The 26,400-nt window shown below is 58.7% G+C and carries 24 protein-coding genes and 1 pseudogene; 3 read left to right on the forward strand and 22 right to left on the reverse strand.

Annotated elements, in window-relative coordinates; genetic code table 11:
• Positions 1-193 precede the first annotated feature (193 nt).
• The 17 genes and pseudogenes from WCY17_RS09410 to WCY17_RS09490 form a co-directional block, all read right to left on the reverse strand.
• Positions 194-343 (reverse strand): annotated as a pseudogene (locus WCY17_RS09410) (transposase); the annotation flags it as partial.
• Positions 344-425: 82 nt separating this feature from the next.
• Positions 426-893, reverse strand: coding sequence for an acyl-CoA thioesterase (locus WCY17_RS09415; protein WP_372701924.1), 468 nt, complete (start codon positions 891-893; stop codon positions 426-428).
• Positions 894-898: 5 nt separating this feature from the next.
• Complete coding sequence (locus WCY17_RS09420; RefSeq protein ID WP_372701925.1) at positions 899-2,107, reverse strand: CaiB/BaiF CoA transferase family protein; 1,209 nt, start codon at positions 2,105-2,107, stop codon at positions 899-901.
• A 15-nt stretch (positions 2,108-2,122) separates the two neighbouring features.
• Entirely contained in the window at positions 2,123-3,328 is a 1,206-nt protein-coding gene (locus WCY17_RS09425) for an acetyl-CoA C-acyltransferase (RefSeq protein ID WP_372701926.1), read from the reverse strand.
• Complete coding sequence (locus WCY17_RS09430) at positions 3,325-4,122, reverse strand: SDR family oxidoreductase (RefSeq protein ID WP_372701927.1); 798 nt, start codon at positions 4,120-4,122, stop codon at positions 3,325-3,327. The genes WCY17_RS09425 and WCY17_RS09430 overlap by 4 nt, the downstream gene beginning before the upstream one ends.
• Positions 4,119-5,291 carry an NADH:flavin oxidoreductase/NADH oxidase gene (locus WCY17_RS09435; RefSeq protein ID WP_372701928.1) on the reverse strand — a complete coding sequence of 391 codons (1,173 nt, stop codon included), beginning with the start codon at positions 5,289-5,291 and terminating at the stop codon, positions 4,119-4,121. The genes WCY17_RS09430 and WCY17_RS09435 overlap by 4 nt, the downstream gene beginning before the upstream one ends.
• A gap of 1 nt (position 5,292) precedes the next feature.
• The gene (locus WCY17_RS09440) at positions 5,293-6,063 is read right to left on the reverse strand and encodes an enoyl-CoA hydratase/isomerase family protein (protein ID WP_372701929.1); all 771 of its coding nucleotides are present in this window, start codon (positions 6,061-6,063) and stop codon (positions 5,293-5,295) included.
• An 11-nt stretch (positions 6,064-6,074) separates the two neighbouring features.
• Positions 6,075-7,235: an acyl-CoA dehydrogenase family protein gene (locus WCY17_RS09445; RefSeq protein ID WP_372701930.1), complete on the reverse strand. Its 1,161-nt coding sequence runs from the start codon at positions 7,233-7,235 to the stop codon at positions 6,075-6,077.
• A gap of 14 nt (positions 7,236-7,249) precedes the next feature.
• Positions 7,250-8,320, reverse strand: coding sequence for an acyl-CoA dehydrogenase family protein (locus tag WCY17_RS09450; protein WP_372701931.1), 1,071 nt, complete (start codon positions 8,318-8,320; stop codon positions 7,250-7,252).
• 34 nt (positions 8,321-8,354) lie between these two features.
• Positions 8,355-9,566, reverse strand: coding sequence for a CaiB/BaiF CoA transferase family protein (locus tag WCY17_RS09455; RefSeq protein WP_372701932.1), 1,212 nt, complete (start codon positions 9,564-9,566; stop codon positions 8,355-8,357).
• Between the two features lie 18 nt (positions 9,567-9,584).
• Positions 9,585-10,451, reverse strand: coding sequence for an amidohydrolase (locus tag WCY17_RS09460; RefSeq protein ID WP_372701933.1), 867 nt, complete (start codon positions 10,449-10,451; stop codon positions 9,585-9,587).
• A gap of 10 nt (positions 10,452-10,461) precedes the next feature.
• Positions 10,462-11,238: an ABC transporter ATP-binding protein gene (locus WCY17_RS09465; protein ID WP_372701934.1), complete on the reverse strand. Its 777-nt coding sequence runs from the start codon at positions 11,236-11,238 to the stop codon at positions 10,462-10,464.
• Complete coding sequence (locus tag WCY17_RS09470) at positions 11,150-11,935, reverse strand: ABC transporter ATP-binding protein (protein ID WP_372701935.1); 786 nt, start codon at positions 11,933-11,935, stop codon at positions 11,150-11,152. Before WCY17_RS09470 ends, WCY17_RS09465 begins: the two co-directional genes overlap by 89 nt.
• A complete protein-coding gene (locus WCY17_RS09475) occupies positions 11,932-12,915 on the reverse strand; it encodes a branched-chain amino acid ABC transporter permease (RefSeq protein ID WP_372701936.1) in 984 nt (327 codons plus the stop codon). The genes WCY17_RS09470 and WCY17_RS09475 overlap by 4 nt, the downstream gene beginning before the upstream one ends.
• A gap of 4 nt (positions 12,916-12,919) precedes the next feature.
• On the reverse strand, positions 12,920-13,771 hold the full coding sequence (locus WCY17_RS09480; protein WP_372701937.1) for a branched-chain amino acid ABC transporter permease: 852 nt from the start codon (positions 13,769-13,771) through the stop codon (positions 12,920-12,922).
• A gap of 49 nt (positions 13,772-13,820) precedes the next feature.
• Positions 13,821-15,140 carry an ABC transporter substrate-binding protein gene (locus WCY17_RS09485; protein WP_372701938.1) on the reverse strand — a complete coding sequence of 440 codons (1,320 nt, stop codon included), beginning with the start codon at positions 15,138-15,140 and terminating at the stop codon, positions 13,821-13,823.
• Between the two features lie 39 nt (positions 15,141-15,179).
• A complete protein-coding gene (locus tag WCY17_RS09490; RefSeq protein ID WP_372701939.1) occupies positions 15,180-16,010 on the reverse strand; it encodes an enoyl-CoA hydratase-related protein in 831 nt (276 codons plus the stop codon).
• A 49-nt stretch (positions 16,011-16,059) separates the two neighbouring features.
• Between WCY17_RS09490 and WCY17_RS09495 the strand changes: the two genes are divergently transcribed.
• Positions 16,060-16,830, forward strand: coding sequence for an IclR family transcriptional regulator (locus WCY17_RS09495; protein WP_372701940.1), 771 nt, complete (start codon positions 16,060-16,062; stop codon positions 16,828-16,830).
• 56 nt (positions 16,831-16,886) lie between these two features.
• On the forward strand, positions 16,887-18,866 hold the full coding sequence (locus WCY17_RS09500; protein ID WP_372701941.1) for a 3-hydroxyacyl-CoA dehydrogenase NAD-binding domain-containing protein: 1,980 nt from the start codon (positions 16,887-16,889) through the stop codon (positions 18,864-18,866).
• Positions 18,867-19,061: 195 nt separating this feature from the next.
• On the opposite strand, the gene WCY17_RS09505 is transcribed toward WCY17_RS09500, so the two are convergent.
• Genes WCY17_RS09505 through WCY17_RS09515 form a run of 3 tightly spaced genes read right to left on the reverse strand, consistent with a single transcriptional unit; the run spans position 19,062 to position 23,098 of the window.
• A complete protein-coding gene (locus WCY17_RS09505) occupies positions 19,062-20,498 on the reverse strand; it encodes a 2-oxo acid dehydrogenase subunit E2 (RefSeq protein ID WP_372701942.1) in 1,437 nt (478 codons plus the stop codon).
• Between the two features lies 1 nt (position 20,499).
• Positions 20,500-22,728 (reverse strand): thiamine pyrophosphate-dependent enzyme, encoded by a 2,229-nt coding sequence (locus WCY17_RS09510; protein ID WP_372701943.1) that lies wholly within the window; start codon positions 22,726-22,728, stop codon positions 20,500-20,502.
• Positions 22,721-23,098 carry a hypothetical protein gene (locus tag WCY17_RS09515; RefSeq protein ID WP_372701944.1) on the reverse strand — a complete coding sequence of 126 codons (378 nt, stop codon included), beginning with the start codon at positions 23,096-23,098 and terminating at the stop codon, positions 22,721-22,723. The genes WCY17_RS09510 and WCY17_RS09515 overlap by 8 nt, the downstream gene beginning before the upstream one ends.
• Before the next feature lie 31 nt (positions 23,099-23,129).
• Here WCY17_RS09515 and WCY17_RS09520 point away from each other — a divergent pair, with 31 nt between their 5' ends.
• Positions 23,130-23,432, forward strand: coding sequence for an SDR family NAD(P)-dependent oxidoreductase (locus WCY17_RS09520; protein WP_372701945.1), 303 nt, complete (start codon positions 23,130-23,132; stop codon positions 23,430-23,432).
• A 249-nt stretch (positions 23,433-23,681) separates the two neighbouring features.
• Here the strand turns inward: WCY17_RS09520 and WCY17_RS09525 are convergent, their stop codons facing one another.
• Both WCY17_RS09525 and WCY17_RS09530 read right to left on the reverse strand, forming a co-directional pair.
• Positions 23,682-24,962 (reverse strand): TRAP transporter large permease, encoded by a 1,281-nt coding sequence (locus tag WCY17_RS09525; RefSeq protein ID WP_372701946.1) that lies wholly within the window; start codon positions 24,960-24,962, stop codon positions 23,682-23,684.
• A 26-nt stretch (positions 24,963-24,988) separates the two neighbouring features.
• Positions 24,989-26,359, reverse strand: coding sequence for an aspartate aminotransferase family protein (locus tag WCY17_RS09530; RefSeq protein ID WP_372701947.1), 1,371 nt, complete (start codon positions 26,357-26,359; stop codon positions 24,989-24,991).
• Positions 26,360-26,400: the final 41 nt, after the last annotated feature.

Here is a 26,400-nt window from a genome sequence, read left to right on the forward strand (position 1 = left end):
CATCACACTACCGCAGAGTTGATGACAACGCGTCGTTGATCAACCTCGCTGGAATGCCCTGGTCACGATCACCGGAATCGGTGGTCACGATGCCGGAATGGCTGGTCACGATACCGGAATCAGAGAAAACCACCTGTCCGGCCCAGGGTGGTCACGATCACCGGAATCAGCGGTCACGATCATCGGAATACGCATCCAGCATCAAATGCCCCTCCTCCACCCGGCGCTCCGTCTGCTGAGCCAATCGGCGAAACACCTCCCCAAGGTACGGCCGCAATTGCTCGTATAACGTCTTCCTGCGGCACTTCGGGATAAACACCACATGGTATTTGCATTCCCACTGAGGTTATTCTTGGGTGCGTATTCCGAAGGTCACAGATTCAAATCCTGTCCCCGCAATCAGACAAGGGCGCTGTCGTACAGCCTCAGCCCTTCGGGTTACGAGACCGCAGTATCGCGCCATCAGCCACCATGCCTGCGCGAAGGCCGTCTGGCAAGGTGACTTTCGTCGAATCGCTGTTGCGTAACCACACAAGAATTGCACTTCCGCGCGCAACGAGCCCCTCGTGCCATATCGCATAGTTCATGTGGAAACTGCTCCTGCCAAACCAAGTGGTTCTCGCCGTGACAAGAATCGCCGTGTTGAACCCCAGGGGACGCTGATAGGTGCAGTGCGTTTCCTTGACAACAGGCCCTGGGACCATGGGGCCTGCCAGAGGAAACCCAAGATTTTCCAGATAGGCGTTGCGAACATCTTCGAACCAGAGGAAGTGAGCCCTGTGATTGACATGCCCAAAGCCATCCAGATCACTCCAGCGCACGTGTGCTTCCAGCCCATAATTCCAGTTGGCCTCCACACCGTATATGGAAGCCAGATCAGGAGTCAATTTCATGATCATCATTTTTTGTGCGCATCGAGAACTGGCCTGCCCTCGTGATCCACTGGAATGGCTGCCTGACGAAGCACCTCGGTAGTGTGCTCACCGAGCCTGGGCGGCATGCGCATCGGTACCTGGACTCGATCGAAACGCACAGGCGCATCCATCATCTTGAGGGGGTGCCGGGAACCATCCACGACCGTTCTGAAAAACCCGGCAGCACGCAGATGGACATCCTCTTCCATATCACTCAGGGCGTTGACGGGTGCCACCGGAATATCCATTTTCCCGAATTCTTCCAGCCAATGTTCTGTAGCATGCTGACTGATCGTGCAGCCCAGAAGACGGTATAACTCATCAATGTTGCGTGTCCGGGCATCGATGTCCGCAAAGCGTGCATCGTTCAGGAGTTCCGGCATGCCGCATCGTGAAAAAAAAGCGTGCCAATGCGCATCAGTATATGGCACGACGCAGATATATCCGTTCGAAGTGCGATGCGGCTTGCGCCAACGCGTAAGCAGACGAGCGTATCCGAGGCTGGCAACAGGCGGCTCGAAATAATGACCCGAAAGATGTTCCAGCAACATGAAACTGGACATGGCTTCAAACATGGGGATCTCCACAAAGCCCCCCCTGCCGGTGTGCGACCTTCTGAACAGTGCCATGGAAATGGCCATGGCCGCAAAAACACCACATGTCTTGTCGGCCAGCACGCCAGGAAAAAAACTGGCCTCCCCATCGCGCATCTCGTTGAGTCCGGCCATGCCACACAACCCCTGAATGATGTCGTCATAGGCGGGCCGTCCCGCGTACGGACCGGACTCACCAAATCCGTGCAGACCGGCATACACCAGACGCGGATTCTCGCCTAGAAGCGAATCGGGTTCCAAACCGAGCCCTGCGAGCTTTCCTGGGCGCATATTGTGCATGAACACATCCGCACCCTCGATCAGGGCCAGCAGCGCCGCCTGTCCACCCGGTGTCTTCAGGTCGAGGACTACACTGCGCTTATTGCGGTTGGCGCCGATAAACCCAGCAGCCATGCCAGGTTCAGCGGCAGGGCCGGTACGACGCGTCGAATCGCCGCCTGGCGATTCGACCTTGATGACATCTGCACCATAATCTGCCAATAGCTGGCTGGCATATGGACCGAACAAAACCGTTGTGAGGTCGATGACCCGCACGCCGGCCAAGGGCAGCCCGGGGGTGTATTTCATTTTTTTGGCCATGTTCCACCTTTCCTCTCATAACACCTCGAACAGCCCGGCCGCGCCCATGCCACCTCCCACGCACATCGTCACCACAACGTATTTGACACCCCGCCGCTTGCCCTCGATCAACGCATGGCCCACCATACGCGCACCCGACATCCCGTACGGGTGACCAATCGAGATCGCACCACCATTGACATTGAAAAGATCCGGATCAATACCCAAACGATCCCGGCAATACAACGCCTGCACGGCAAAAGCTTCGTTGAGTTCCCACAGACCGATGTCATTGATCCTCAAGCCATGCTTCTGCAGCAGCCGGGGCACAGCAAACACCGGCCCGATACCCATTTCTTCAGGGGCGCAACCCGCTACAGCCATGCCACGATACAGCCCCAACGGTTCCAGGCCTTCACGAACAGCCAGCGCTCTTTCAACCAGGATGCTGGCCGAAGCCCCATCGGACAGCTGTGATGCATTGCCCGCCGTGATCGCCACACCAGCCCCGGCAAAGAGGTGGCCACGCTTCAGTACGGGCTTCAGCTGCCGCAAACCTTCGAGGGTCGTTCCCGGGCGGTTTCCTTCATCTGTTTCAAGCCGCATTTCAAAGAAGCGATCAGCACTGCCATCGTTGGCAACCTCGCGTCGAATCGATGCCAGAGGCACGATTTCCGTATTGAAGCGCCCGGCTGCCTGCGCCGCTGCAGTCCGCTGCTGGGACTGGAACGCATACTCGTCCTGCGCATCACGCGTGATTCGATAGCGTTGCGCCACGATCTCGGCCGTTTCCAGCATGGGCAGATACAGCCCAGGAACGCGGTCGGACAGCCATGGGTCCTCCATGCGGTATGTATTCATTTCAGGTGTTTGAACCAGTGAGATCGACTCGAGGCCCCCGCCCACCGCAACATCCATGCCATCATGAACGATCTGCTTCGCGGCAGTAGCAATAGCCATCAGCCCGGACGCACATTGCCGATCCACTGTCATGCCTGAAATTTCCACCGGAAGCCCTGCTCGCAACGCAACCTGACGACCAATGTTCATGTGTGTCGCCCCCTGAGTCAGCGCCGCACCCATCACCACATCCTCGATTCGAGACGGATCGAGGCCACTGCGTGAGACAGCGCTGGCCACCGCATGGCCACCCAGGGCATGCGGTTGGGTATCGTTGAAAGCCCCGCGATAGGCCTTGCCGATCGGTGTGCGGGCAGTTGCCACGATCACTGCTTCTCTCATGTCTGTGAACCCTCATGCGCGAACCGCTGTGCAAGCTGCGCCATCCCGCGAATCCAGCGATCGGTGTCATCCGCCTTCCGACGGTAGTAGCCATGCACGACTTCATGCGGCAAAATCAGAAAGCGTCCTTCATCCAGACCCTGAATGGTCGCCAGCGCCACTGCTTCTGGCGTCAGAACCCCATCACCGCGCTCTGGCCCGACAGGTATAGCGGCAAGCAATGCCGTATCTACACCTTGCGGACACACCAGTGCCACACGGATACCCTGTGAGCCGTGGCTGATCGCAATATTCTCAGCAAACCCGACGGCAGCGTGCTTGGTGGTGCCGTACACGGCACTGCCGATCTGGTTGAGCAAACCCGCAGCAGAAGCCATCTGTACAAAGGTTCCACCGCCGCGCGCAATCATTCGGGGGATCAGATAACGCGCTGCACGGACATGTGCCATCACGTTGACTTCCCAGGCCCGCATCCAGACGTCGTCCGATGCATGAGCCGCATTGCTGGATGGCGCATCAAAGCCCAGCGCAACGCCAGCATTGGATATGAATGTACTGATCGGACCGATATCGGACTCGATCTGCGTCAGCGCTTCGGTAAAGGCTGCGCCATCGCTGACATCCACCACGATCGCCGCGCCTGCCAGTCGCTCGGCCAAGGCCGACGCCTTGCTGCCGTCAACATCCAGCACCACGACCCGAGAGGCCCCATCGGCAGCAAAGGCTTCACACAAGGCGCGACCAATACCCTGGGCACCTCCTGTGACCACAGTCAGCCCGAATCGATCCCTCATGCTGAAACCTGGTCATCCGCAAAGGTATTGATCAGGCTTTCGCCGGAGTGCCTCAACGCGCCTCCCCATTTGTTCAGCCACCAGCCGTACTGTTCCGGCCACTCGGAGAAGGCGCCCGTCAGACCGAAATGCTCTGCGGCGTGCAATGCCCAGAATGGGTTGAAGAGCATCTGACGCCCCAAAAACACAAGATCAGCGCTGCCACTCTGCAACACGTGCTCCGCCAGTTCGGGCGTACGGATCATGCCGACCGCTCCAGTTGCGATACCAGTCTCGCGCCGGATCTCTTCGGCAAAAGGCACCTGGTAACCAGGCCCTCGGCTCAGGTTGGCATTTGTGGACCCCGCGCTGAGATTTCCACCGGTTGAACAATCGATCAAATCCACGCCCAGCGCTTTCAGTGCTTTGGCAAATACCACGCTGTCTTCGATTTCCCACCCGCCATCGATCCAGTCGGTTGCCGAAATGCGGACGAACAACGGCATCGAATCCGGAATGATCGATCGAACCGCCCGAGCGACCTCGAGAGGAAATCGCATGCGGTTGTCCCGGCTGCCACCGTAGACATCATTGCGAAAATTGGCAAGAGGTGTCAGGAAAGTCTGCAATAGATAGCCATGAGCCATATGAAGCTCAATGACATCAAAGCCGGCAAGAACAGCGCGCCGCGCTGCAGCAACAAATGCGTCGCACGTACCGGCGATCCCTGCGTCGTCGAGCGGCACAGGGCTGTTCCAATCGTCTGCCAGAGCCACGTCGGACGGCCCTACGCTCTGCCAGACTTCCTCACCCATTTCGATGTCGCGTGACGTCAGGGGGCCATTTCCACGGAAAGCGCGCTGCTGGCACGATTTGCGGCCCCCGTGGTTGAGCTGGATTGCGGCCTTGGCACCCTGGGCCTTCAAGAGCCGAGCGATCTGCGCCATGCCATCGATCTGCCCATCTTCCCAGAGTCCGGGGTCACCATGGGTGATTCGACCTTTCCGGGTGACCGAAGTCTGCTCGACAAATACCAGACCCGCCCCACCCATGGCGAATTTTCCATAATGAACCAGGTGAAAAGGAACCACATAGCCATTCTCTGCGGAATACATGGCCATGGGCGACACCACGATCCGGTTGCGTAGCTGCACGCCACGAAAACGTACTTTCTCGAACAGTTTGACCATATCAGACCCCCTTGAATTCGGGCGTTCGACGCATGGCATTGGCACGGATACCTTCCTGAAAGTCGGCCGTCTCACGCAGCCAGCTCTGTTCTTCGATTTCAATCGCCAATTGAGCTGCCACACGGTCCTGCAGGCCACCGCGCAACGTGAGTCGAGTTGAAACCAGTGCCAACGGGGCAGCCTCGGCAAGTTCGCCGGCCAGTTCAAGCGCAGCCTCGCGCAACCGCTCTGCATCGGCCAGCCGATCCACGAGACCCAGCGCCATCGCTTCTTCACCGCTGATCCGTTTTCCGGTCAGCAGCAGCATCGCCGCCTTCTGGCGACCAAGGAGTTCGGGCAGCGTCAGAGTCAGGCCGAAACCAGGGTGGAAACCAAGCCGCGTAAAATTGGCCGTCAAACGGGCGTCAGGGGCAGCAATCCGGAAATCCGCGGACACTGCCAGCCCCAGACCACCACCAATCACATGTCCCTGCAGAGCGGCAATGATCGGCTTTCTGGTGCCGAATATCCGCACCCCATGGTTGTACAGCGCCTGGGTGTCGGCCCGCCGTCCTTCTGGCGTGTCTGGCTGATCTCCGACAAGGTCCGCTCCTGCACAGAACGAACGCCCGTTCGAACAGAGAAGATTGACGCGTACGGAAGGATCCTCATCGGCGGCCTCGAAGGCATCGGCGATGTCACCGATGAGTTGCCGGTTGAAGTAATTATGGGGTGGGCGATCGATCTCGACGATCTGCACATGCCCTCTGCGAGTCAAATTGATATCAGCCAACTGCTTCCTCCTTAACGTAAGCCCAGACCGCGGGCGATAATGCCGCGCAACACCTCATTGGCCCCCCCCTGGACAGTCAGTTTGGGTGCAATACGGGTACAGTATTGCAGGATGTCCTCAAAGCGCCGATATGCCGCTGAACCCTGGCTGGCCCTTGCGACCGCCAGGCGAACCCTTTGCGGCAGGTCCTGTTCCCAGGCCGTGCCAAGATCCTTGACGATAGCAGCCTCTACAGCGGGTTCGCGTCCTGCCTCCAGCATACCGGCCACCGAAACCGACATGCGTCGCAGTGAATGCAATTCGGCAACAAGCCGACCAACCGATTCAGACACCTGCGGAACAGGTTCGGCACGATCCAGATCGATCAACGCACGCAGAACAGTCAATGTCTCCAGGAACCGCTCTGGTCCGGAACGCTCATATGCCAGTTCTGTGGTCGCCTGCTTCCATGCACCGTCCACCTCACCGATGAGCTGGTCTTCTGGGACAAAAACCTCGTCGAACACCACCTCATTGAAATCGTGAATCCCACTCATCTGACGGATGGGATTGCACTGTATTCCAGATGCCCGCATATCCACCAGAAAGCTGGTCAGACCATGACGATGGTTTTCGGGGAGAGACGGGCTTGTCCTGAACAGGCCGATCATGTAATCAGCACGGTGGGCATTTGTCGTCCAGATCTTCGTGCCCTGGATTTTCCAGCCACCATCTGTACGCACCGCTTTGCACTTGGCAGCAAAAAGATCTGATCCACTATCCGGCTCGGACATCCCGATGCAGAAACTGGCTTCCCCCGCAATGATCTTTGGCAGTACCTCGGCCTTGATCCGCTCGGATGCGTACTTGATCAGGGTTGGGCCCGATTGCCGATCCGCTGTGAAATAGAATGTGTTGGGCGCATGATGGGCCTGCATTTCCTCATTGACAACATACCGTTCGAGAAAACTGCGCTCCTGCCCACCATAGGCTTTTGGCCAGCACATCCCGATCCAACCGCGAGCGGCCACCTTGCGCGCAAACTTGCGGCAGACATCCCAGTCTTCAGTTGGAAAATCCGGATCGAACGTACCAGCTGACATTTCTTCGTGGAGAAACGCCCGCACTTCGCCACGAAGCGCCTGAACAGCCGGTGGCAGGCGTATGGGCTGGAACTCCAGGGTCGTCGTCATGTCATCCTCCCGATCTAACGTTTTGCCAGCAAAGCCCACAGCGCGCGCCCATCACCATGCCGCAGCATCGCACCCAACTCTTCGGACCATTGGACCTCATTGCCATAGTCATCCCGCCATGCCAGCGCACGCAAGGTCAGGCGGTGCAGGACGTGTTCGTCCGTCACCCCGAGCGCGCCGTGCAACTGATGAGCAATGCGCGCCCCGATCTGCGCTGCACTGGAGGTTCTGATTCTGGCCGACATGATCTCGAGACGTATTTCGGGATCATCGAAACCGCGCCCCTGCCCCAGGAGTGTGTCCACGGCATCGACGGCCGATGCGGCCACGCTCAGTGACACCGAGACCTCGCCGGCGAGTTGTGCCAGCGCATGTTGAACCACCTGGAATCGGGACAGTGTCTTGCCGAATGCCGGACGTTCACGCACGTAGGCCGTGGTGAGATCAAGCATGGTCTCAAGTGCACCTGCGATCTGGATGGAGCGCGCCAGCGACCCCAGCAGCAGGCTGGTGTCCTTGGTGAAGGCGGCTGGGGCCGGTGCAGCCACCACTGGTTTTATCTGGTGGAATTCAACGCCGTCGAGCGGTTCGAACGCCAACGAATCGCGCACCGAAAGCTCAGCATCCTGAATATCCGCCAGGACGACCCAAAGCGTATTGCCACGCTGTGCCAGCAACGCAACCCTTGAGCAGTCGCGAGCAAACGGCAGGTGAACGATTCGGCCTGTCAGCCGCCCGTCTGAATCCAGCACGATATGGTCATGAAAACCGGACGGGCCAAAGGCCAACTTGCCGGATTGCAATGGAATCCCGGCCTGAGCCAGCAACCATCCGGCCAGGATGGTCTCGGCCAACGGCACTGCCAATGCCACATTGCCCGCTGCCCTGAGCATCCCCAGACTGGCCCGCAACCCGGCGCCTGATCCACCCAGATCTTCAGGCACTGCCGCTGCATCCAGACCGATTTCCTCGATGCCACTCCAGACCGTAGCGTAGAAGTCTGGATCTCTGGACAGTACGGCCAGCTGCAGGTCGGCCGTCTCGCGAAACAATCGGCTGGCTGCATCCAGAATGAGTGTATCCATGTCATTGTCCAGCGTACCTGGGCGCTTCGGGTCTTCATCCATGTGCCAGAACCCCCGACGCCAGAAGGGCCTCGACACGCTGCTCGTCAAAGCCCAGGAACTCCTCGAGTACTTCGAGGTTGTGCTGCCCCAGGCGTGCCGAAACCTCGTAGTCGGGTACAGCAGCACCGCGCAGGTTCAGGGGGCTGCGATGTACGAGAATAGGCCCGTACTCAGGATGTTCAACCTCGCACAGCATGCCACGGGCATGCAGATGAGCGTCCTGGGTCACCTCGAGAAGATCGCGAACTGGTGCGCAGGGCACACGATGGATACGGCACGCAGCCACTATCTGCTCACGCGTCAAAGCGGACGTCCAGTCTTCGACGAGGCGATCGACTTCGTCGATATTGGCGACTCTCGCCCGCACATTCTGAAAACCGTCAGCATCGGCGAGTTCCGGCCTGCCCATGGCCTGGGTCAACCCGACCCAATGGGTCTCATTGACCGAAATGATTGCCACAAAGCCATCGGCTGCCGCATACACGTTATAAGGTGCCTCGGCCAAGCCGCCATGCCGATTCCCTGTTCGTGGTGCAGCAGCGTGTCGATTGAATACCTCGGCAAGGTTGGACGCCATGGCGGGATAGACGGCCTCGACCATTGCGATCTCGACCAATCGCCCACGACCTGTTTTCTCGCGTTCATACAGCGCCGCCAGGACCCCCGACAACAGATGCATGCCGCTCAGGAAATCAGTGAGCGCCGGGCCTGTCTTGACGGGCGGCCCCTCTGCAAAGCCGGTCACGCTCATGATGCCCGAAATGGCCTGGATGGTCAGATCCATGGCCAGATTGTCACGATCCGGGCCTGTCAGGCCATAGCCTGTGGCCGAGCCATAGATCAGACGAGGATTGATTTCTGACAGCACATCAAAGCCCACACCCAGACGATCCAGGGTACCTGGCGCATAATTTTCAATGAGAATGTCCGCCTTCTTGACAAGGCCCTTCAGAATTTCGACCCCCTCAGGGGCCTTCAGATTCAGGCTCATATTGCGCTTGTTGGCATTGAGCATCGCAAATGGCACGGCATTTCCTCTGGAAATCAGCGCTCTGTGCCGAACGGGTTCACCCCGAGGAGGCTCGACCTTGATCACGGTGGCGCCAGCCTGCGCCAACAAAAACCCGGCATAGGGTGCCTGATAGACCTGCCCCAGATCAAGTACGACGACGCCCGTCAGCGGGAAATCTTCTTGATGTTTCACAGCGTGCATCCCCGTGAACTACGACTTGAAGCCATACAGGCGATCTGGATTGTCGACCAGTATCTTCTGACGCACCGCAGGCTCAGGGACGCAGTCAAAAAGCAATTGCAGCAGATCCTGCATTCGAGGAGTCGTTTCAGCAGTGTGGCCGACATGAGGCCAGTCACTGCCCCAGACCACCTGATCAGGTGCTGCTTCGACAATCGCCTTCATGAACCCGCGCGTATCGTCATACGGCCGTCCGATGCGGGTATTGCGATCCGCCCCCGAAATCTTTGTCCAATAGCGGCCGCTTCGGAGGCGATCGAGGAAGGCCTGATAATGCGGGTGATGGGGCCCCTTGTCAGCCATGGTTCGACACATGTGATCCACGACGAAGGTCAGACCGGTTTTCTCAAGTTCAGGTGCCGCCTCTTCAAGATCGGAACACTCGATCCAGATCTGCGCATGCCAACCTCTCTCCAGCAGGCGCGGCGCCAATATCTTCAGGTCGTCAAAACTGGTGCCCTTTGTGGATACTGGCTTGCCGTCCTGACGGATCATCGTGACGCGGACCGCCCTGAATCCATTTTCTGTCAGTTCATCGAGACGCCTGTCGGACACATCCGGCCTGAGTATCGCAGTTGCACGCAGGCGATCGGGGTAGCGGCGCAGTGCGTCAAAGGTGACCGCATTGTCCTCTCCAGAGCCTACCGCGTGCACGATTACACCCCGTGAGACACCGATGCGGTCCCAGTGGGCAAACGCATCCTCGATCGTGAACGGTCGTGTGGGGCTGAAGCGACCCTCGTCTCCCGGCGGAAACTGTTCAAAAGGGCCATACAGGTGAAAATGGCAATCTGTACTGCCTTCTGGAAGGCGCAGAGGAACGATGTTCTCTTTCATGTTCATTTTGTCAGACTCCAAGGTATGCTTCCTGAATATCGGCCGAGTTGAGCAGTTCGCTGGCGCTGCCCTGAGCGGTGATCCGGCCCACACGCAACACATACCCTCGATCGGCAATGCCCAGGGCAGCACGCATGTTCTGTTCCACCAGCAGCGAGGCAATGCCATGGGCCTTCAATTTCCTGATCGTCCCCAGCACGGCCTTGCTGAGCATCGGCGACAGGCCCAGTGACGGCTCATCGAACAACACCAGTCGTGGACAGGCCATCAGCCCGCGCCCGATGGCGAGCATTTGCTGCTCTCCACCAGAGAGCCCGCCAGCCAATTGCCCATACCGCTCCGCAAGACGGGGAAACAGATCGAGCACGTCATTGATCGAAAAGCGCGCACCACCACCGTCGAAATCAATCAAACGCAGATTGGCCTCGACGGTCAGGCCCGGAAAAATTTCGCGACCTTCCGGTACATGACTCAGCCCCATGCGACAGATGGTCCAGGGGCGCTGGCCGACAATCGGACGCCCCGAAAAAACTACCGTTCCACGATTGGGCTGCAACACGCCTGAAACGGTGTTCAACAAAGTGGTTTTCCCCGCGCCATTGGCACCGAGTATCGCCACGATCTCACCGCTATCGATTGAAAGTTCGACGTCACGCAATGCCTGCACCCGACCATAGCTTGTACACAGGTCCTTGACCTCAAGCAGCATCGTCGACTCCTTCATCGTCGCCCCCCAGATAAGCCGATACCACCTCGGGGTGGCGCAAGGCGCGCTCAGGAGCATCATTTACCACACCACGGCCATCGACCATGACAAGCACCTCATCGCACAGCGCGCTGATTGCCGCCATGTCGTGCTCTACTATGACCACTGTGCGTCCCTTGACGATGCTGCGCACAAGCTTGACGAACTCGCCTGTTTCGCTGTTGTTCATTCCAGCCACGGGTTCATCGAGAAAGATGATCCGGGGTTCATTCATCAGCATGATGGCTACAGCCAGTTTGCGCTGAGTACCGTAAGCCAGCGAACTCGCCTTTTCATGACGGACGGAAGCCAGCCCGCAAATTTCCAGAACCTCTTCACAGCGCTGCACGAATGAGGCGATGTCCGCGCGATAGAGCGGGCTGCGCAGGATGCGGTCCCACACGGCATGACGCATGGCACCATAGCTGGCCATGCGCAGGTTTTCCTCGACGGTGGATGCTCCGAACGTGGCGGTTCGCTGGAAGGTCCGGCCAACACCCCGGCGGGCAACCTGGGCAGCCGACAACCGGGTGACATCCATTCCAAGTACGTCGACGCAGCCGCCCGAAGGCGTGACGATGCCACACAGAACATCCAGCATTGTGGATTTGCCGGCACCATTGGGGCCGATCAGCCCATAAATCGACCCTTCCGGCACTTTCAGATCCACCCCCTTCAACGCGGTGACTCCACCATAATGCTTGCGGACATTCTCCGCATTCACTGCCAGGGCCGTCATGCTTCTACCCGGGACTTGCGTGCCGGTCGCAACATACCAATGGCCTGATGCAGGCCCCCTGGAACCACAATCATGACAAAAATGACCAGCAATGAAAAAACCAGCATTTTCACGTTGGCGTCGAAATCCATCATCTGTGGCAGCACAGTGAAGATCACCGCCCCCAGGACCGGACCATACAGCAGAGCTGTACCTCCGATCAGGACAGCCAGCATGGCTTCGACCGTGCGCATGACCGAAAGCACCTCGGGTGTGACGATCTGTGTATAGGGCAGGACCAGGGCCCCGCCCAGGGCCGCCACCGGCGCACTGAGCACCAGAATTTTCAGTTTCTCGAGCGGCACTGAAATACCCAACGACTGCGCCAGATGTGGACTTTGCCGAATGCTTTCAAGCGCATGCCCAAAACGCGATGTACGTACATGCGCCAGAAAGATCAGGACCACGAGCAGCGTAATGGACGCCACAAGAAAATATACCCGGGGGTCAGTCAGATTGAAGGGCCCAACCGCCAGACGTGAGAAGCCGAACAGGCCCAATGGGCCACCGGTGATGTCAAGATTCAGTGCCACCACCATCGCCACGCCCGTAAGCCCCCAGGTTACAATTGAAAAATAGGCACCGGTCAACCCTCTGGTGAGCCAACCAATTGCGAACGCCAATACCGCTGCAGCGGCCATGCCCATGGCCACCCCAACCTCGAACGGCAACCCCCAGCGGCTCATGGCGATAGCCGGAACATACGCCCCTACGCCAAAAAAAACGCATTGCCCCAATGGCACTTCTCCGACACCGCCAAGGATCATGTTCACGGAAAGTGCGAACAGCGCAAAGCCACAGGTGTAACCAGCCAGGCTGAGGAGGAAGGCGTTGTCGGTGCCAAGCGCAACAATAGCGATCAGCACCCCAGCGAGCCCGACCAATGCCAAATTGCGGTAATGTCCGCTGCCCGATGCTTGAGTTTGAAATCCACGCGTCATGAGATCAATGCCTGTTCAGATCTTTTTGCCCCATGAGGCCCTCTGGGCGCAACAGCAGGACAAAGATCACTAGAATCCATCCCAGAGCAGGCGTCCAGGAAACCGAGACATATGTTTCAAAGAATGCATTGGCGAGGCCAATGATGAGTGCCCCGACCAGCGCGCCTGAAATGCTGCCTAACCCCCCCAGGATGACCACAGTGAAGGCCACGATCACGTAGGCGTCACCCATCGTAGGTGAGGCCGAAATGATCGGAGCCAGCAGCCCGCCCGCCAGGCCCGCTGCCGACACACCGAGAAGGAAGGACAACATGCGGATCATGGGCACATTGATGCCCGAGTAATAGGCGCCCCTGGGATTCTGCGACACGGCGAGCAGTTGCTGCCCCCTGACCGAGCGCTTGAGCCACCACCCAAAGATGCCGAGCACAAGCAACGTGATCACCACGATGAACAGGCGCTGGGCAGAAAGGAACAGCCCGAAAGCGGACAGTGATATCTGCGAGAACATGGAACGGACCGGCAACGGGTCAGGCCCGACCAACAGGACCAGACCCGCCACCACCGCTTGCGACAGCGCAAAAGTGACGATGATCGACCCATGTTCAGGCCGATCATAGAGCGCCGTACGTACGACCAGCACCTCGATCAGGACGCCGATGATAGCCACGACCACCACAGCAAGCGGCAGCACCACCAGATATGGCAACCCGAAACTCTGCAGTTGCACCGAGACATAGGCACCCAGGGCAAAGAATGCGCCATGTGCAAAGTTCACGATATGCAAGGTGCCGAAGATCAGGGTGAGCCCAACGGCTACTAGCGCATACCCTGACCCCAGAACCAGGCCATTCATGACGGTTTGGAAGAGGAGTTCCATGTGCCATCGACCCCAACAGCCTTGCTTACTGGACTTCGAATACTTCTCGCAGTGTCACACCGTCACCCTTGACTTCCTGTATGTAGAAATACGGTGCGATGGCCCGCCCTTTTTCATCAAAGCGCAAATTGCCGCGTGGAGTGGACCAGGTTTCCGAACGCATCGTGTCAGAAATTTTCTGGTAATCGGTGCTGGTACCGGCTTTGTCCATGGCCTCGGCCAGAATATGGACCGCTTCGTAGACCACCATGGTGACCTTGTTGGGTTCACCCCCGGTTTCCTTGCGGGCCTTTTCTATGAAATCAAGCATTTCACCTTCGGAACCATCAGTGATGAATATGTCGCCACTGATCACTCCTTCCATTGCGCCTTCCGACGCTGTGATTGAGGGGCCGAACACGGTACCGGCAGACTGGACTTCCATGGGAAACCCGCCCATTTGACGCACCTGTTTCCAGATCTGCGCGGTTCGTGCAGGCGCCGCATCGACCACGTACAGCATTTCAGGTGCCGCAGCCTTCAGCCGTGAAAGAATGGACGTGAAGTCTGTGGTGTGCACGTCATACGTGGCCACCTCGACCATTTCGATATCCGAATCTTTCAGCTTGCCCTGCAGATTTTCCAGCAATGCCTTGCTGAACTCGGTATTTTCACCCATGTACGCAATGGTCTTCGGTTTCATGCCGTGGATCAGATAATCATGAAAGACATTGGCATTCGTCGACGACGTGTTGTTGATCTGGAACAACCAGGGCGACCCCTGGTTGGTGATCGCATCAGCCTGAGCCCCTGGATTGATGTGCAGAACCTTGTTTTTCGTGATGGCACTTTCCGCAAGCGTGACCGAGCTGTTCATGCCCGCGATGATTGCATCGACATGCGCCTGATTGATCATTTTCTGCACACCCGCCACACCATCCTGAGGTGTTCCCTTTTCATCCTCGTAGATCAGCTCAAGCTGGCGGCCACCCAGTATTCCGCCCGCTTCGTTGATTTCTCGTGCGGCCCAATCGGCTGCAGCCTTCCCATCCTTGCCATAGACCGCTGTGGCACCGGTCAGGGGTATGACCAGCCCGATCTTCACGGGTTCCTGCGCCATGACCGAGCCCATGCCCAGCATCGATACACCCACGACCAGACTTGCGATCAATCTTTTCTTCATGATGTCCCTCCTGTTGTAGCGTTCCAATGATTTGGTGCGGCCAGCAGTCAGCGACAATTGCCGCGACAGCCAACCCGCCCGGCCGATAGCCTCCTCCCGGCCTGAACATTCTTCCATTCCAGTGGAACGGCCAACAGGCATCCCACTCGTCAAACCATAAACTGCATCCCCAGCAAGCGTCAATCATTTTCTCATATGAGATATTATTTACATGTATGTGAATTATATAAGCTCGGGAAAACCCGGAGTTCGGCGCTCCAGATAACTTGCGACCCCCTCCTTGAAATCGACGGCCCCCAGAGCGTGCTCCGTTTCAAGACGGGCGAGGATCATCGCCTGCTGGATATCCTGCTGCCAGACGGCAGACAGTTGGGCCTTGATGACGGCCATTGACCTGGGCGAACAATGCGTAGCAAGATCCTGGGCGTATGCCTGAACGTGGTGCATGAAACCATCACGCGCCAATGCGCGCACCAACCCCAGCGACTCGGCTTCTCGTCCGGTCAGCACACGCCCCGACAGCAAAAGGTCAGCCGCATTCATCGATCCGATCAGACGCGTCAGCAGCCACGCCGAACCGTGCTCGGCAATCAGGCCGCGGCGCACAAATGACGTCGTGATCTTCGCATCTTCAACCATGAAGCGCAGGTCACAGAACAGCGTCAGACACATCCCGACTCCGGCGGCCGCACCATTGATCGCTGCAATCAGGGGTTTACGCAAAGCCAGCATATAAAGAAAGCGCGGTTCAGCGCACATGCCCGGATACCCGCCACCTTGCGCCCGCTCCGGGGCAGACAGTGCCTTTGGATCTGCACCCGGACAAAAGGTTGCACCTGCGCCGGTCAGTACCACCACACGCACGGCCGGGTTCACATCCGCAGCCTGCAGCGCAGCGCGCAATGCCTGCTCCATTGCCGGATTCCAGGCATTGCGCGCGGTCGGGTTGTTGATCGAAAGCGTCAGGACGTACCCACTCAATTCGGAAAGTATGGCATGTGTCACGAGACCCCCTTGGCTGTTCATACAGAATTGATAAAATGGCCCCAACACATGTTACACGCACATGGTTCATGATTTCACACTTGTGTAGTGAGGCCTGATGACAAAACCAAATCCAGCGATCAAGACTGCACGTCGAATTTTTGAGGTTCTCGAGTACTTCGAAGAAATTCGCAGACCTGTTTCCCTGAAGGAAATATCCACAAAATTCAGCTATCCAGGCTCCAGCGCTTCGGCACTATTGAAAAGCATGGTGACGCTGGGCTACCTGTTCTACCACAGTGATACCCGCACATACATGCCGACGATGCGGATCGCCCGCATGGGTCGGTGGCTGGAAACCAAGCTGTTTGGTGAAACCTCGATCATGTCGCTGGTGGAATATGTGCATGCGCGGACCGACGAGGTGACCTCCATCAGCACCCAATCTGATCTTTTGGCGCAATACCTGCACACGATTCAGTCGTCACAGCGTCTGCGCTTCGAAGTCCCGCCGGGCGACGTACGTCCACTTGCCATATCGGGCATCGGGCGAACTCTGCTGAGCCTGCACACCGATGACGAAATTGACCGGCTTGTGCGCCGGATCAATGCGACTCTCGCACCCGAGCACCATGCCAACCTCGAAACGCTGCTGCCAGTGATCCACAGGATCCGCAGAGATGGCTACTACATTTCCCGGCATGTCATTACACCCGAGGCCGGCATCATTGCCATGCCTCTGCCCAGACGCAACTACGGCCGCAATCTGGTCTTGGGCGTCGGGGGGCCAGTTTCACGACTCGACAGCAAAGAAGCACAGATCGTCGAGATCATGCGCGAAGGCATCAGGAAATTCCTCGAAAATGACGAGCAGACAGATACCGGCTGATGAATGCGCAGACTACAGCAACCGACTCAATGGAAATCACTCAAGAAGGCCTATCAATGACACAATCCACAATTCAGGTTGTCGTTCTGGACAACCCGCCTGTCAATGCGCTGTCGAGAACACTGAGGCGGCATATCCGGGATGCCATCGATGCTGCCAATGCAGATCCGGACGTTCTGGGAGTTGTCCTGTCGGGCAACGCACGAGCCTTTTCGGGTGGCGCTGATATTGCTGAATTCGGCAGTAGGGATATGCAGTCAGAGCCAGATCTGAATGCGCTCATTGCCAAAATCGAATCAAACCCCAAGCCCGTGGTCGCGGCACTGACTGGATTGTGCCTGGGTGGCGGCCTCGAACTCGCTCTGGGTTGTGCAGCACGCACTGCTCATCCAGACGCTCAGCTGGCCTTTCCTGAAGTGAAGCTGGGTCTGCTACCGGGCGCGGGTGGAACCCAACGCCTGCCTCGGGCCATCGGTGCCGCACTTTCAGCCCGCATGATCACGTCAGGCAGTTTCCACAAGGCACGCGAATTCCAGGGTACGGCACTGCTGCAATCCCTTGACGACGACCCGCTGGAGGCCGCAAAACTTCTCGCTCTGCAATTGGCGCAAGGCCAGATCAGCGTACCCAGACTACGCGATCTGCCTCTGTCCACCACAGAGACGGCAGACGCCTGCGCCATACTCGACAACCCAGAACTGCGCAATGCGCCCAAGGCGGCTCTCGAGGCGATCGCAATCGGCGCACGGCTGGGTTTCGAGCGCGGACTGGACGCCGAAGCACACCTTTTTCGAGAACTTCATGACAGTGCCGAATCGATTGCATTGCGCTACGCATTCTTTGCCGAGAGAAAGGCCGGCAAACTGGAGGGCGAAAAACCAGAAAGCTCAGCCATCAAGTCAGTCGGCATCGTTGGCTCGGGCACGATGGGCCGTGGCATTGCTATCTCTACCCTGAAGTCCGGCCTGCCCGTTACCCTGATCGATACTGGCACTCCAGCGCTGGACGCTGCCCGCACCATGATTGCACGGGCCCTGACCAGAGATGTTGAAAAGGGCCGCATCCTGCAGAATGCAGCCGATCAGGCCCTGGGCATGCTGCGCACCGAACTCGACCTTGCTGCACTTGGAAATGTGGATCTGGTCATTGAAGCGGTCTACGAAGACATGAGTACAAAAAAGCAGATCTTTGCCCGTCTGGATCAAGTCTGCAGACCGGACTGCCTGCTTGCCAGCAACACGTCGATGCTGGACATCAACGAAATCGCCTCTGCAACGCGCAATCCCGCTCGCGTACTTGGCCTGCACTTCTTTTCACCAGCCCATGTCATGAAGCTCGTGGAAGTCGTGGAAGGCGCACGTACATCGCGCAAAACGCTGGCCACTGCCCTGGCATTTGCACGCAAGATCGGAAAGGTGGCTGTCATCGCAGGCGTCACCCACGGCTTCATCGGAAACCGCATGCTCGAAGCCTATCTGGACCGGGCATTCATCATGGTTGAAGAAGGCGTCAGCCCCTATCGGATCGATCAGGCACTCGAAGCGTGGGGCATGGCCATGGGCCCGTTCCACATGCTCGACCTCGCTGGCAATGACGTATCCTATCAGGTGCGCAGCACGCGTCGAAAGATCTTTCCAGGCACAGATATCGCGCCATTGGAACAACTCCTGTACGAGGCAGAACGGTTCGGCCAGAAAACAGGCAAGGGCTGGTACGACTACAGCGAACAGCACCCAAAAGGCACGGCATCGAGAGCGGTGGAATCGATGCTCGCTCAGCACAGGGCGGATCGGAAACGGGCGATACGCGATTATGACGATCACGAAATCGTATCGACGCTCATTGGCGCACTCGCGACAGAAGGCCGGCACATCGTTGCCGAGGGCTTCGCCCGCTCCGAAGAAGATGTCGACGTCGTCTACCTGTATGGCTACGGGTTTCCGCGCCATCGGGGCGGGCCCATGCATCATGCCCGTATGAACGGGCTGCTGGAGGCCGCCATCCCGTCCCTGTCACGCAAGCCATCCTGTCCCTGAACGCTCAGATCCGGATCTGGAGACCACCATGCGATCGCGACCCATCCGGCAGGTGCGGTCAGCAAAGCATCCAGCCCAACCTGTTCAACCTGCCCATTCATTACTTTCGGGGCACACATCCGCGCAACGGGATCTGGCATGATGGCAAGCAGCCAAGCATGACCAGCCATCATGTGCAATGCCCCGGAAGAATTCTCAAACGAACAGGCTCATGGGCGCTTCGATGGCCTGCCTGAAGGCCTGCAACCAGCGTGCAGCCAGCGCGCCGTCCACGGCCCGATGGTCCACCGACAACGTGACCGTCATCATGGATGCGGCCTGCAAAGCGCCGTCCGATCCGATCACCGGCCGGCGCTCACAGCAACCGACTGCCAGTATGGCTGCCTGCGGCGGATTGATGATGGCGGAAAACTCAGGTACGCCAAACATGCCCAGATTGCTGACTGTGAAATGGCCACCTTGATATTCATGGGGTACCAGCCGACCCGCACGCGCCCGCCTGGACAACTCGGACAGTTCCGCGCTGAGGCGGGCCATCGGTTTGTGTCCGGCGTCTCGCAATACAGGCGTGATCAGGCCATCGTCCGTGGCCACTGCCACTGAAATATCAATCCCCGAGTGATGGATCAACGCGTCTTCGGTCCAGCTGACATTCATCTCGGGCACCGTCAGGAATGCGACCGCTGCCGCCTTCACGACCAGATCATTGACCGAAATCCGGCAGGAACCGGCCTGATTGGCCTGCTCACGGACCGACAGCAGGGCGTCTGCACGGCAGTCGAGACGCAGATAGAAATGTGGAACGGTGGTTTTGCTCTCGAGCAGCCGGCGCGCAATCGTTCGGCGCATTGCGCTGTGGGCGATCGCCACGTCGGCCGTGGGTGCAACCGTGGCCGTTGTAGTGGCCGTGGCCGCATTTGCCAACGGGGCCGTGGTTGCGGCAGTGGCCGTATTTGCCAGCGGGGCCGGGGCTGCGGCAGTGGCCGTACCTGCCAGCGAGGCCGTGGTCGCGGCAGTGGCCGTACCCGCCGCGATGGGCGCAGCGGCTGCCGTACGTGAATGCTGCGCTGGCTCAAGCCCGACAGAGGCGGGCCGCAGGCCTGCAGCGCGTGCCGCGGCTTCCACATCGCGTCGGACCACACGCCCTCCGGGGCCCGAGCCGGCCAGCCCGGCCAGCGCCATGCCCGAGCGTGCCGCCAGATTGCGCGCCAGCGGGCTGGCCAGAATCCGTGCGGGTGCAGCAGCATCCAGATCGGGGGCTACGGCTACCGAGTCCAGATCGCTGGCCGTGGTCTTCATGTCTGTGCTGTGCCCGTCCGGGCACCGCGAGGCCGCCTCATCGACCTGGGGCCGGGCCGCGCCCAGCAGGGCGTCCACATCGACACTGGCCTCGCCTTCTTCCAGCAGCACGGCCACTGGTGTCGACACGGCAACCTCTTGCCCGGCAGGCACCAGCACGGGCCCCAGAACCCCATCCTGCTCGGCCTCCCACTCCACGACAGCCTTGTCGGTCTCGATATCCGCCAGGCAATCACCCGCCTGGACGCGATCCCCCTCGGCTTTGGACCAGGCCACGATGGTGGCCGATTCCAGATTGGCGGAAATTTCAGGCATGCGCAACAGAATGGCCATCTCAACGCACTCCGGCCGATGCAATCACGATATCCTCGGGGATGGGTCGGCCCTGCGCCGCCACGACCCTCTTCAAGCCCGTCACGACCTCTTCGGTGCGCGCACACGCAGCACGCTCGAGTACCCTGGAAATGCTGGGCGAGGCCTCGCCCCCCATGACGCGTTCGACGGGCTGATCGAGCCAGTCGAAACAGCGGCGCTGGATTTCATCGGCCAGCCAGCCGCCATATGACGTGCCCATGGCACCCTGCTCGACGATCAACACATTGTTCGTCTTGCGGATGCTGGCCTCGATGGTATCCCAGTCGAGGCTGGCGCGGTCCAGCCAGCGCAAGTCGATCACTTCGGCGTCGATACCCGATTGCTGCACCGCCTCGAGGGCGTGATTCACCATGGAAAGATAGCCAAGGATGGTCAGATCCCTGCCCTGCCGCCGGATGGCCGCCTTGCCAAAGGGTGTGCAATAATCAAAGTCATCGACTGGTGCCGGACCTGAACTGGCATACAGATCCACGTGCTCGATGACCAGCACCGGATCTTCCAGTTGCAGGGCTGCATTCATCAGGCCGACATAATCAAACGGCGTGGCTGGCGCCACGATGCGCCAGCCCGGGCTGGTGGCAAACACGCCGGCAGGATCCATGGAGTGCTGCGACCCGTACCCCGTGCCCATGGCGACCTTGGTGCGCAAGACGAGCGGGATCTGGATCTCGCCACCGAACATGTGCCGCGCCTTGCCGATCTGGTTGAACACCTGATCGGCCGCAACCCAGAGAAAGTCGGGGTACATGAATTCGACCACGGGCCTGTAGCGACCATCCATGGCGACCCCGCCCGCGAGCCCGGCAAAGGCATTTTCGCTGATGGGCGTACCCAGAACGCGCCCGGGAAAGCGCTCGCGCAACCCCCGTGTCGCCCCGTTCGTGCCGCCCTTGAGGCGATGCACGTCTTCACCCAATATCACGATGCGGGGATCGGCCTCCATCCTGCGGGCCATGGTATCGGCCACGATGTCGATGAATCGGGCCGTTTCAAGCCTGCCACTGAACGTATCCTGCTCTTCCGTACGCAGGCCTCCGAGCTCGAAGCCATCGCCGCGCAGACCGACATCGCGAAAACCGGGATCAGGCCAAAGCGCCGGCATGATGCGGCGCTGCCCGGCCTTGCCGTGCGGATCGTCTTCGATGAGGGCCGCGACGGCCTGGCGCATCGCATCCTGTGCCCGCCCGCGCAGCGTTGCCACATCTTCTTCGCCCAGCATGCCCATGCCCACCATGCGCCGCGCCAGGGCATCGAGCGCATCGCGGGCGCGCCACTGCGCCTCTTCCTCCTTGCTGCGATAGCCAAATGCACTGCCCGGATAGCCGCCATTCTGGTGCAGATACCGGTAGACGTCCGCCTCGATCAGCGTCGGCCCCTGACCCGAGCGCATATGCGCCAGCGCCTGCTGCATGGCGATGTGCACCGCAAAGGCATCCATGCCATCCACTTTCCAGCTGGGAATGTTGAACGCCTGCCCACGCGACGACAGACGCGGCTCGGCGGTGGCTTCCTCTACGTGCGTGGACACTGCGTAGCGATTGTTCTCGATGAAAAAGCAGATGGGCAATTTCCAGGCTGCGGCAAGGTTCATCGTTTCCAGCACGGAACCGATGTTCACTGCGCCATCACCGAAAAATGTCACGGACACATCGTCGGTGCCGGCCTGGCGCTGCGCCCAGGCGGCCCCCGCGGCCAAAGGTACGCCACCCCCCACGATGGCATTGGTGCCCGTGACCCCGGCTTCGTCCCAGCGCAAATGCATGGAGCCGCCGCGGCCACGACAAAAGCCCTGCGCCAATCCTAGAATTTCCGCCAGGGTGCGCTGCAGAAGCGCAAGCACGGGCTGCGTGAGAGGCTGACGGGGATCCATGCCATCGGGCATCAGACAGGCCAGGGATTTTCCGAGAAAATGGTGATGTCCGCGATGCGAACCATTGACCCTGTCGCTTGCCCGCAGGGTTGCCAGCGCACCGACGGCGCCCCCTTCCTGCCCAATGCTGGAATGTGCCGGACCATGCACCAGCCCTTCGAGTGCCAGTTCGACGACTGTTTCTTCGAACGCACGAATCAGGTGCATGTGCCCCAGCAGCGTACCCAGCAGCTGGGGATCTGCGCCGCGCCAGTCTTCATCGGTCACCCGGATATCCACCCAGGGCGCAGGGGAGGTCAGCGAAATGCATTCAGGCATGAAAAAGCCCCTTTGACAAACGATTGAATTTTAACAAGCGGTTAAATGTATCCATTGGCCGTCCAGCCGCCGCGAAGGCGTGCGAATTGGCCAGGCCGATGCCGGTGGCTGCACCGGTCATGCAGACGACCTTGCCCCGCAAGCCGGCAAATGACAGCGTGCAGGCCGTTTCAGTAAAAGCAGGCTGTGATGAATTGATGACTGGCTCCTTGCGCCTGCAGGCGCGCCATCCTGTCTGATAAGAAACCTTGTTTGTCAGACAAGCTGAGTATAATTCTAAACAGGCCCGGGTCGACCTGACAACAAGGACATCAACCCGGAACACCGCCCTGATCAGCAACCAGGCGGTGGTTTTCAGTTGCGGGACCATTTTCGTCCGATTCACGCCCCGGGAGAACAGGATGATCCGATTCGATGGCAAGACAGCCCTGATCACGGGCGCAACAGGCGGGATCGGTCGCGAAGTGACCCGTCTGATGGGCCACGCCGGGGCGCACCTGGCACTCTGCGGCAAGGATTCCAGCAGACTTTCGGCCTTGCAACACGAACTGGAAACACTGGGACACCCCCATGGGCCGCTTCGGCAAGGCTTGGGAAGTGGCCGTTGCCGTGGCATTTCTGCCGTGGCATTTCTGTGTTCCGACCTGGCCTCCTACATGACTGGCGAAACGCGGCATGTCAGCGGTGGTCTCCATATCGTCTGACAGAACATTTGCCTGATGCGGGACGGGGCACCTGACCCGCTGTTCCCGACGGCACAACCGGGCAGTCAATGGAATGAAACACACCGCACTGAGCACGCGGATCGTCCAGTGGCTGAAGCAGGAAATCACCTACATCATTGAACTGCTGGTCGCCGTCTGGCGGACTGATCATCCGCCCGCCGTGCCGCACGCCTCGCCTCTGGAGGGCGGAAATCGATGCAAGCGGAGGAAAAGTCCGCCACCCCGGACTCAATAACCGGCCAATTTTGGCAGGTACAGCGACAGCGCAGGTATGTAGGTAATCAGGAACAATGCGATGATCTCGACCACAATGAATGGCAGAATCGCCTTGGTGATCTTTTCTACCGTTGTTTTCGCTATTGAAGACACTATGAACAGATTGGTTCCCACTGGTGGTGTAATCAGGCCAATGAGAATGTTCACCGAGACGATCACGCCAAATTGCAGTGGGTCGACACCATAGCTCAAGGCGATCGGATGCAGGATGGGTGCGAGCAGGAAAATAGCTGGAAAAGTATCCAGAAAGGTTCCGACAATCAACAGGAATATATTCACGAGCAACAGAAAGACATACTTATTGTCAGACAGGCTCTTGAGCACATCGGCAATGTCATTGGGCAGATTGGATACACTCAGGATCCAGCTGAGCACATTGGATGTGGCCAGTATCATTATCACCACGCTGCTGATCAGCGTCGCATTGAACAGTATCTGCGGCAGCTGGCGCACATCGAATGTTCTCTGGATGACGCTGAAGATGATTGCAAACGCGACTGACACTGCAGCGGCCTCGGTGGCCGTGAAATAGCCGGCGAGAATGCCGCCCACTATGATCACGGGCAACAGCGATGCAAAGAAACCGACCCGCAATGTCCGGATAATATACGACAGCGTGAAGTCTGCTTCGCTGCGCGGATAATTGTTCTTTCTGGAAATCATGTAGGTCGCGATACTGATGAATATCGTCATGATGATTCCCGGGATGATTCCCGCAACGAACAGACCGCCAATGGACACACCCGTGGTCACCGAGTAGATGATCATGGTCAGACTGGGCGGAATAATGGGCCCAACGACAGCAGACGCCGCGACCACCGCTGCCGCAAATTCGGTCTTGTAGCCACGATCACGCATGGTAGGGATCATGATGGATCCGATGGCCGAGGCATCTGCCGTGGCAGAGCCCGTCAACCCGCTGAAAATCATGGAAGCACCCACTGTCGTCTGTGCTGCGCCACCGCGCATCCTGCCGACGAAGAGATCCGCAATATCGATGAGCCGGTGCGTGAGCCGGCCCGATACCATGATGTCTCCTGCCAGTATGAAGAGTGGAATGGCCAGGATGGTGAACGAATCAATCCCCGTATACATGCGCTGAACGACAATGGACAGTGGATAATCCCCAGCGACAAATATCCCTGCAAGGGCAGCCAGGCCGATTGCGAAGGCAATCGGCATCCCGATGAAGAGGAAAGTGAAGAAAACTGCAGCAATGGACAGATAAGTCATCTGTGATTTCCGGTTCTGGTGTCTGGTTAGCGCACGCGCGGGGCAAAGAGGCCTTCTTTTTTCAGTTCGGCCAGTACGTCGGAGAATGCGTCGGCCAGCACCTGAATGTCAGTACGCGCCATAGGCAGTGAGAGTGCCGCTCCACACCGCATCGACAATTGGACACCACGGTTGAGAAGCCCCAGAAAGCACAGCAGGCGCAGATTCTCATCCGCCGTATTTGCGCCCCGCGAATCCACCAGGCTCAGGGTCGTCCAATGAATCTGGAACAGCGACCCATACCCCGCTACCTGTGCCGGTGCGCCATGCACTCTGATCTGCTCACGCAGCGCGTTCATGGCAAAATTGCCCAGAGCGTTCAGATCGCTTATCGCTTTGCCACTGAGTTGCCTCATGGTCTCCAGGCCGGCAGCAATCGAAACCGGATTCGCACTGAACGTCCCCATGCCCGCCACAGCGCCACCACGTGCTGGCCGGGCAGTCAGGGTCTGCATGATTTCCAGACGCCCGCCCACGGCACCCACCGGAAAGCCGCCACCGATGATCTTGCCCATGGTGGTCAGGTCGGGCTCGAACGACAGCACGGACTGAAAACCACCTTCAGCAAGACGCAATGTAACGACTTCGTCGCATATGATCAGTACGCCATGCTTGCGAGCCTCGGTCTGGATGGCCGCGAGAAACGCCCGATCGGCCGGTATCATGCCACTGGAACACAACAATGGCTCAACAATCACCGCGGCCAGGTCCTGGCCGTGAGTGGCGAACAGTTCCTTGACCGCTTCCACATCGTTGTACTTGAACACCGTCACGTCATCGGCCGCAGCCTGAGGCAAACCGGCAAACTCAGCCTGCGGGCGCGAGACCTGGCGTGGGTCACCCAATTCCGGTATCAAACTGGTACCCTGCGCCACCGGATCATACCAGCCGTGATACCCCCCTTCGACCTTGGCGATGCGGTTGCGCCCAGTGTAGGCACGCGCGATGCGCAAGGCCATCATCACAGCTTCGGTGCCCGAATTCAGGAACACGACTTGATCGACAGAAGGTATGCGTGCGGCAAGCAATTCAGCGAATTCGATCTCCAGTTCACCTGGACTCGAATGGACCGAACCAGACTGCATCTGCGTACCGACTACCTTGACGATCCGTGGATCGGCATGGCCCAGGATCTGGGATGTGTAATTATTATTGAAATCGATGCGCCGATTGCCATCGATATCAAAGGTGTGCTTGCCTACCGACTGGCGCACGAAAAAAGGATAAGGAGGAAAACGCAGAAGCGTACGCGAAGCCCCGGCCGGAATCGATTGCTGAGCTCTTCGAGCGTGCCGCCCCGACTCGGAATTCAGTCGAATGTATTCCCTGTAGATGGCGGTCTCTTCGATCTGCTGCATGAAAACCCCTGAGCATGGAAATGAAAAATAGACTATTGAAG

This window comes from Castellaniella sp. (assembly GCF_041677825.1).
Taxonomy (GTDB): Bacteria; Pseudomonadota; Gammaproteobacteria; order Burkholderiales; family Burkholderiaceae_B; genus Castellaniella.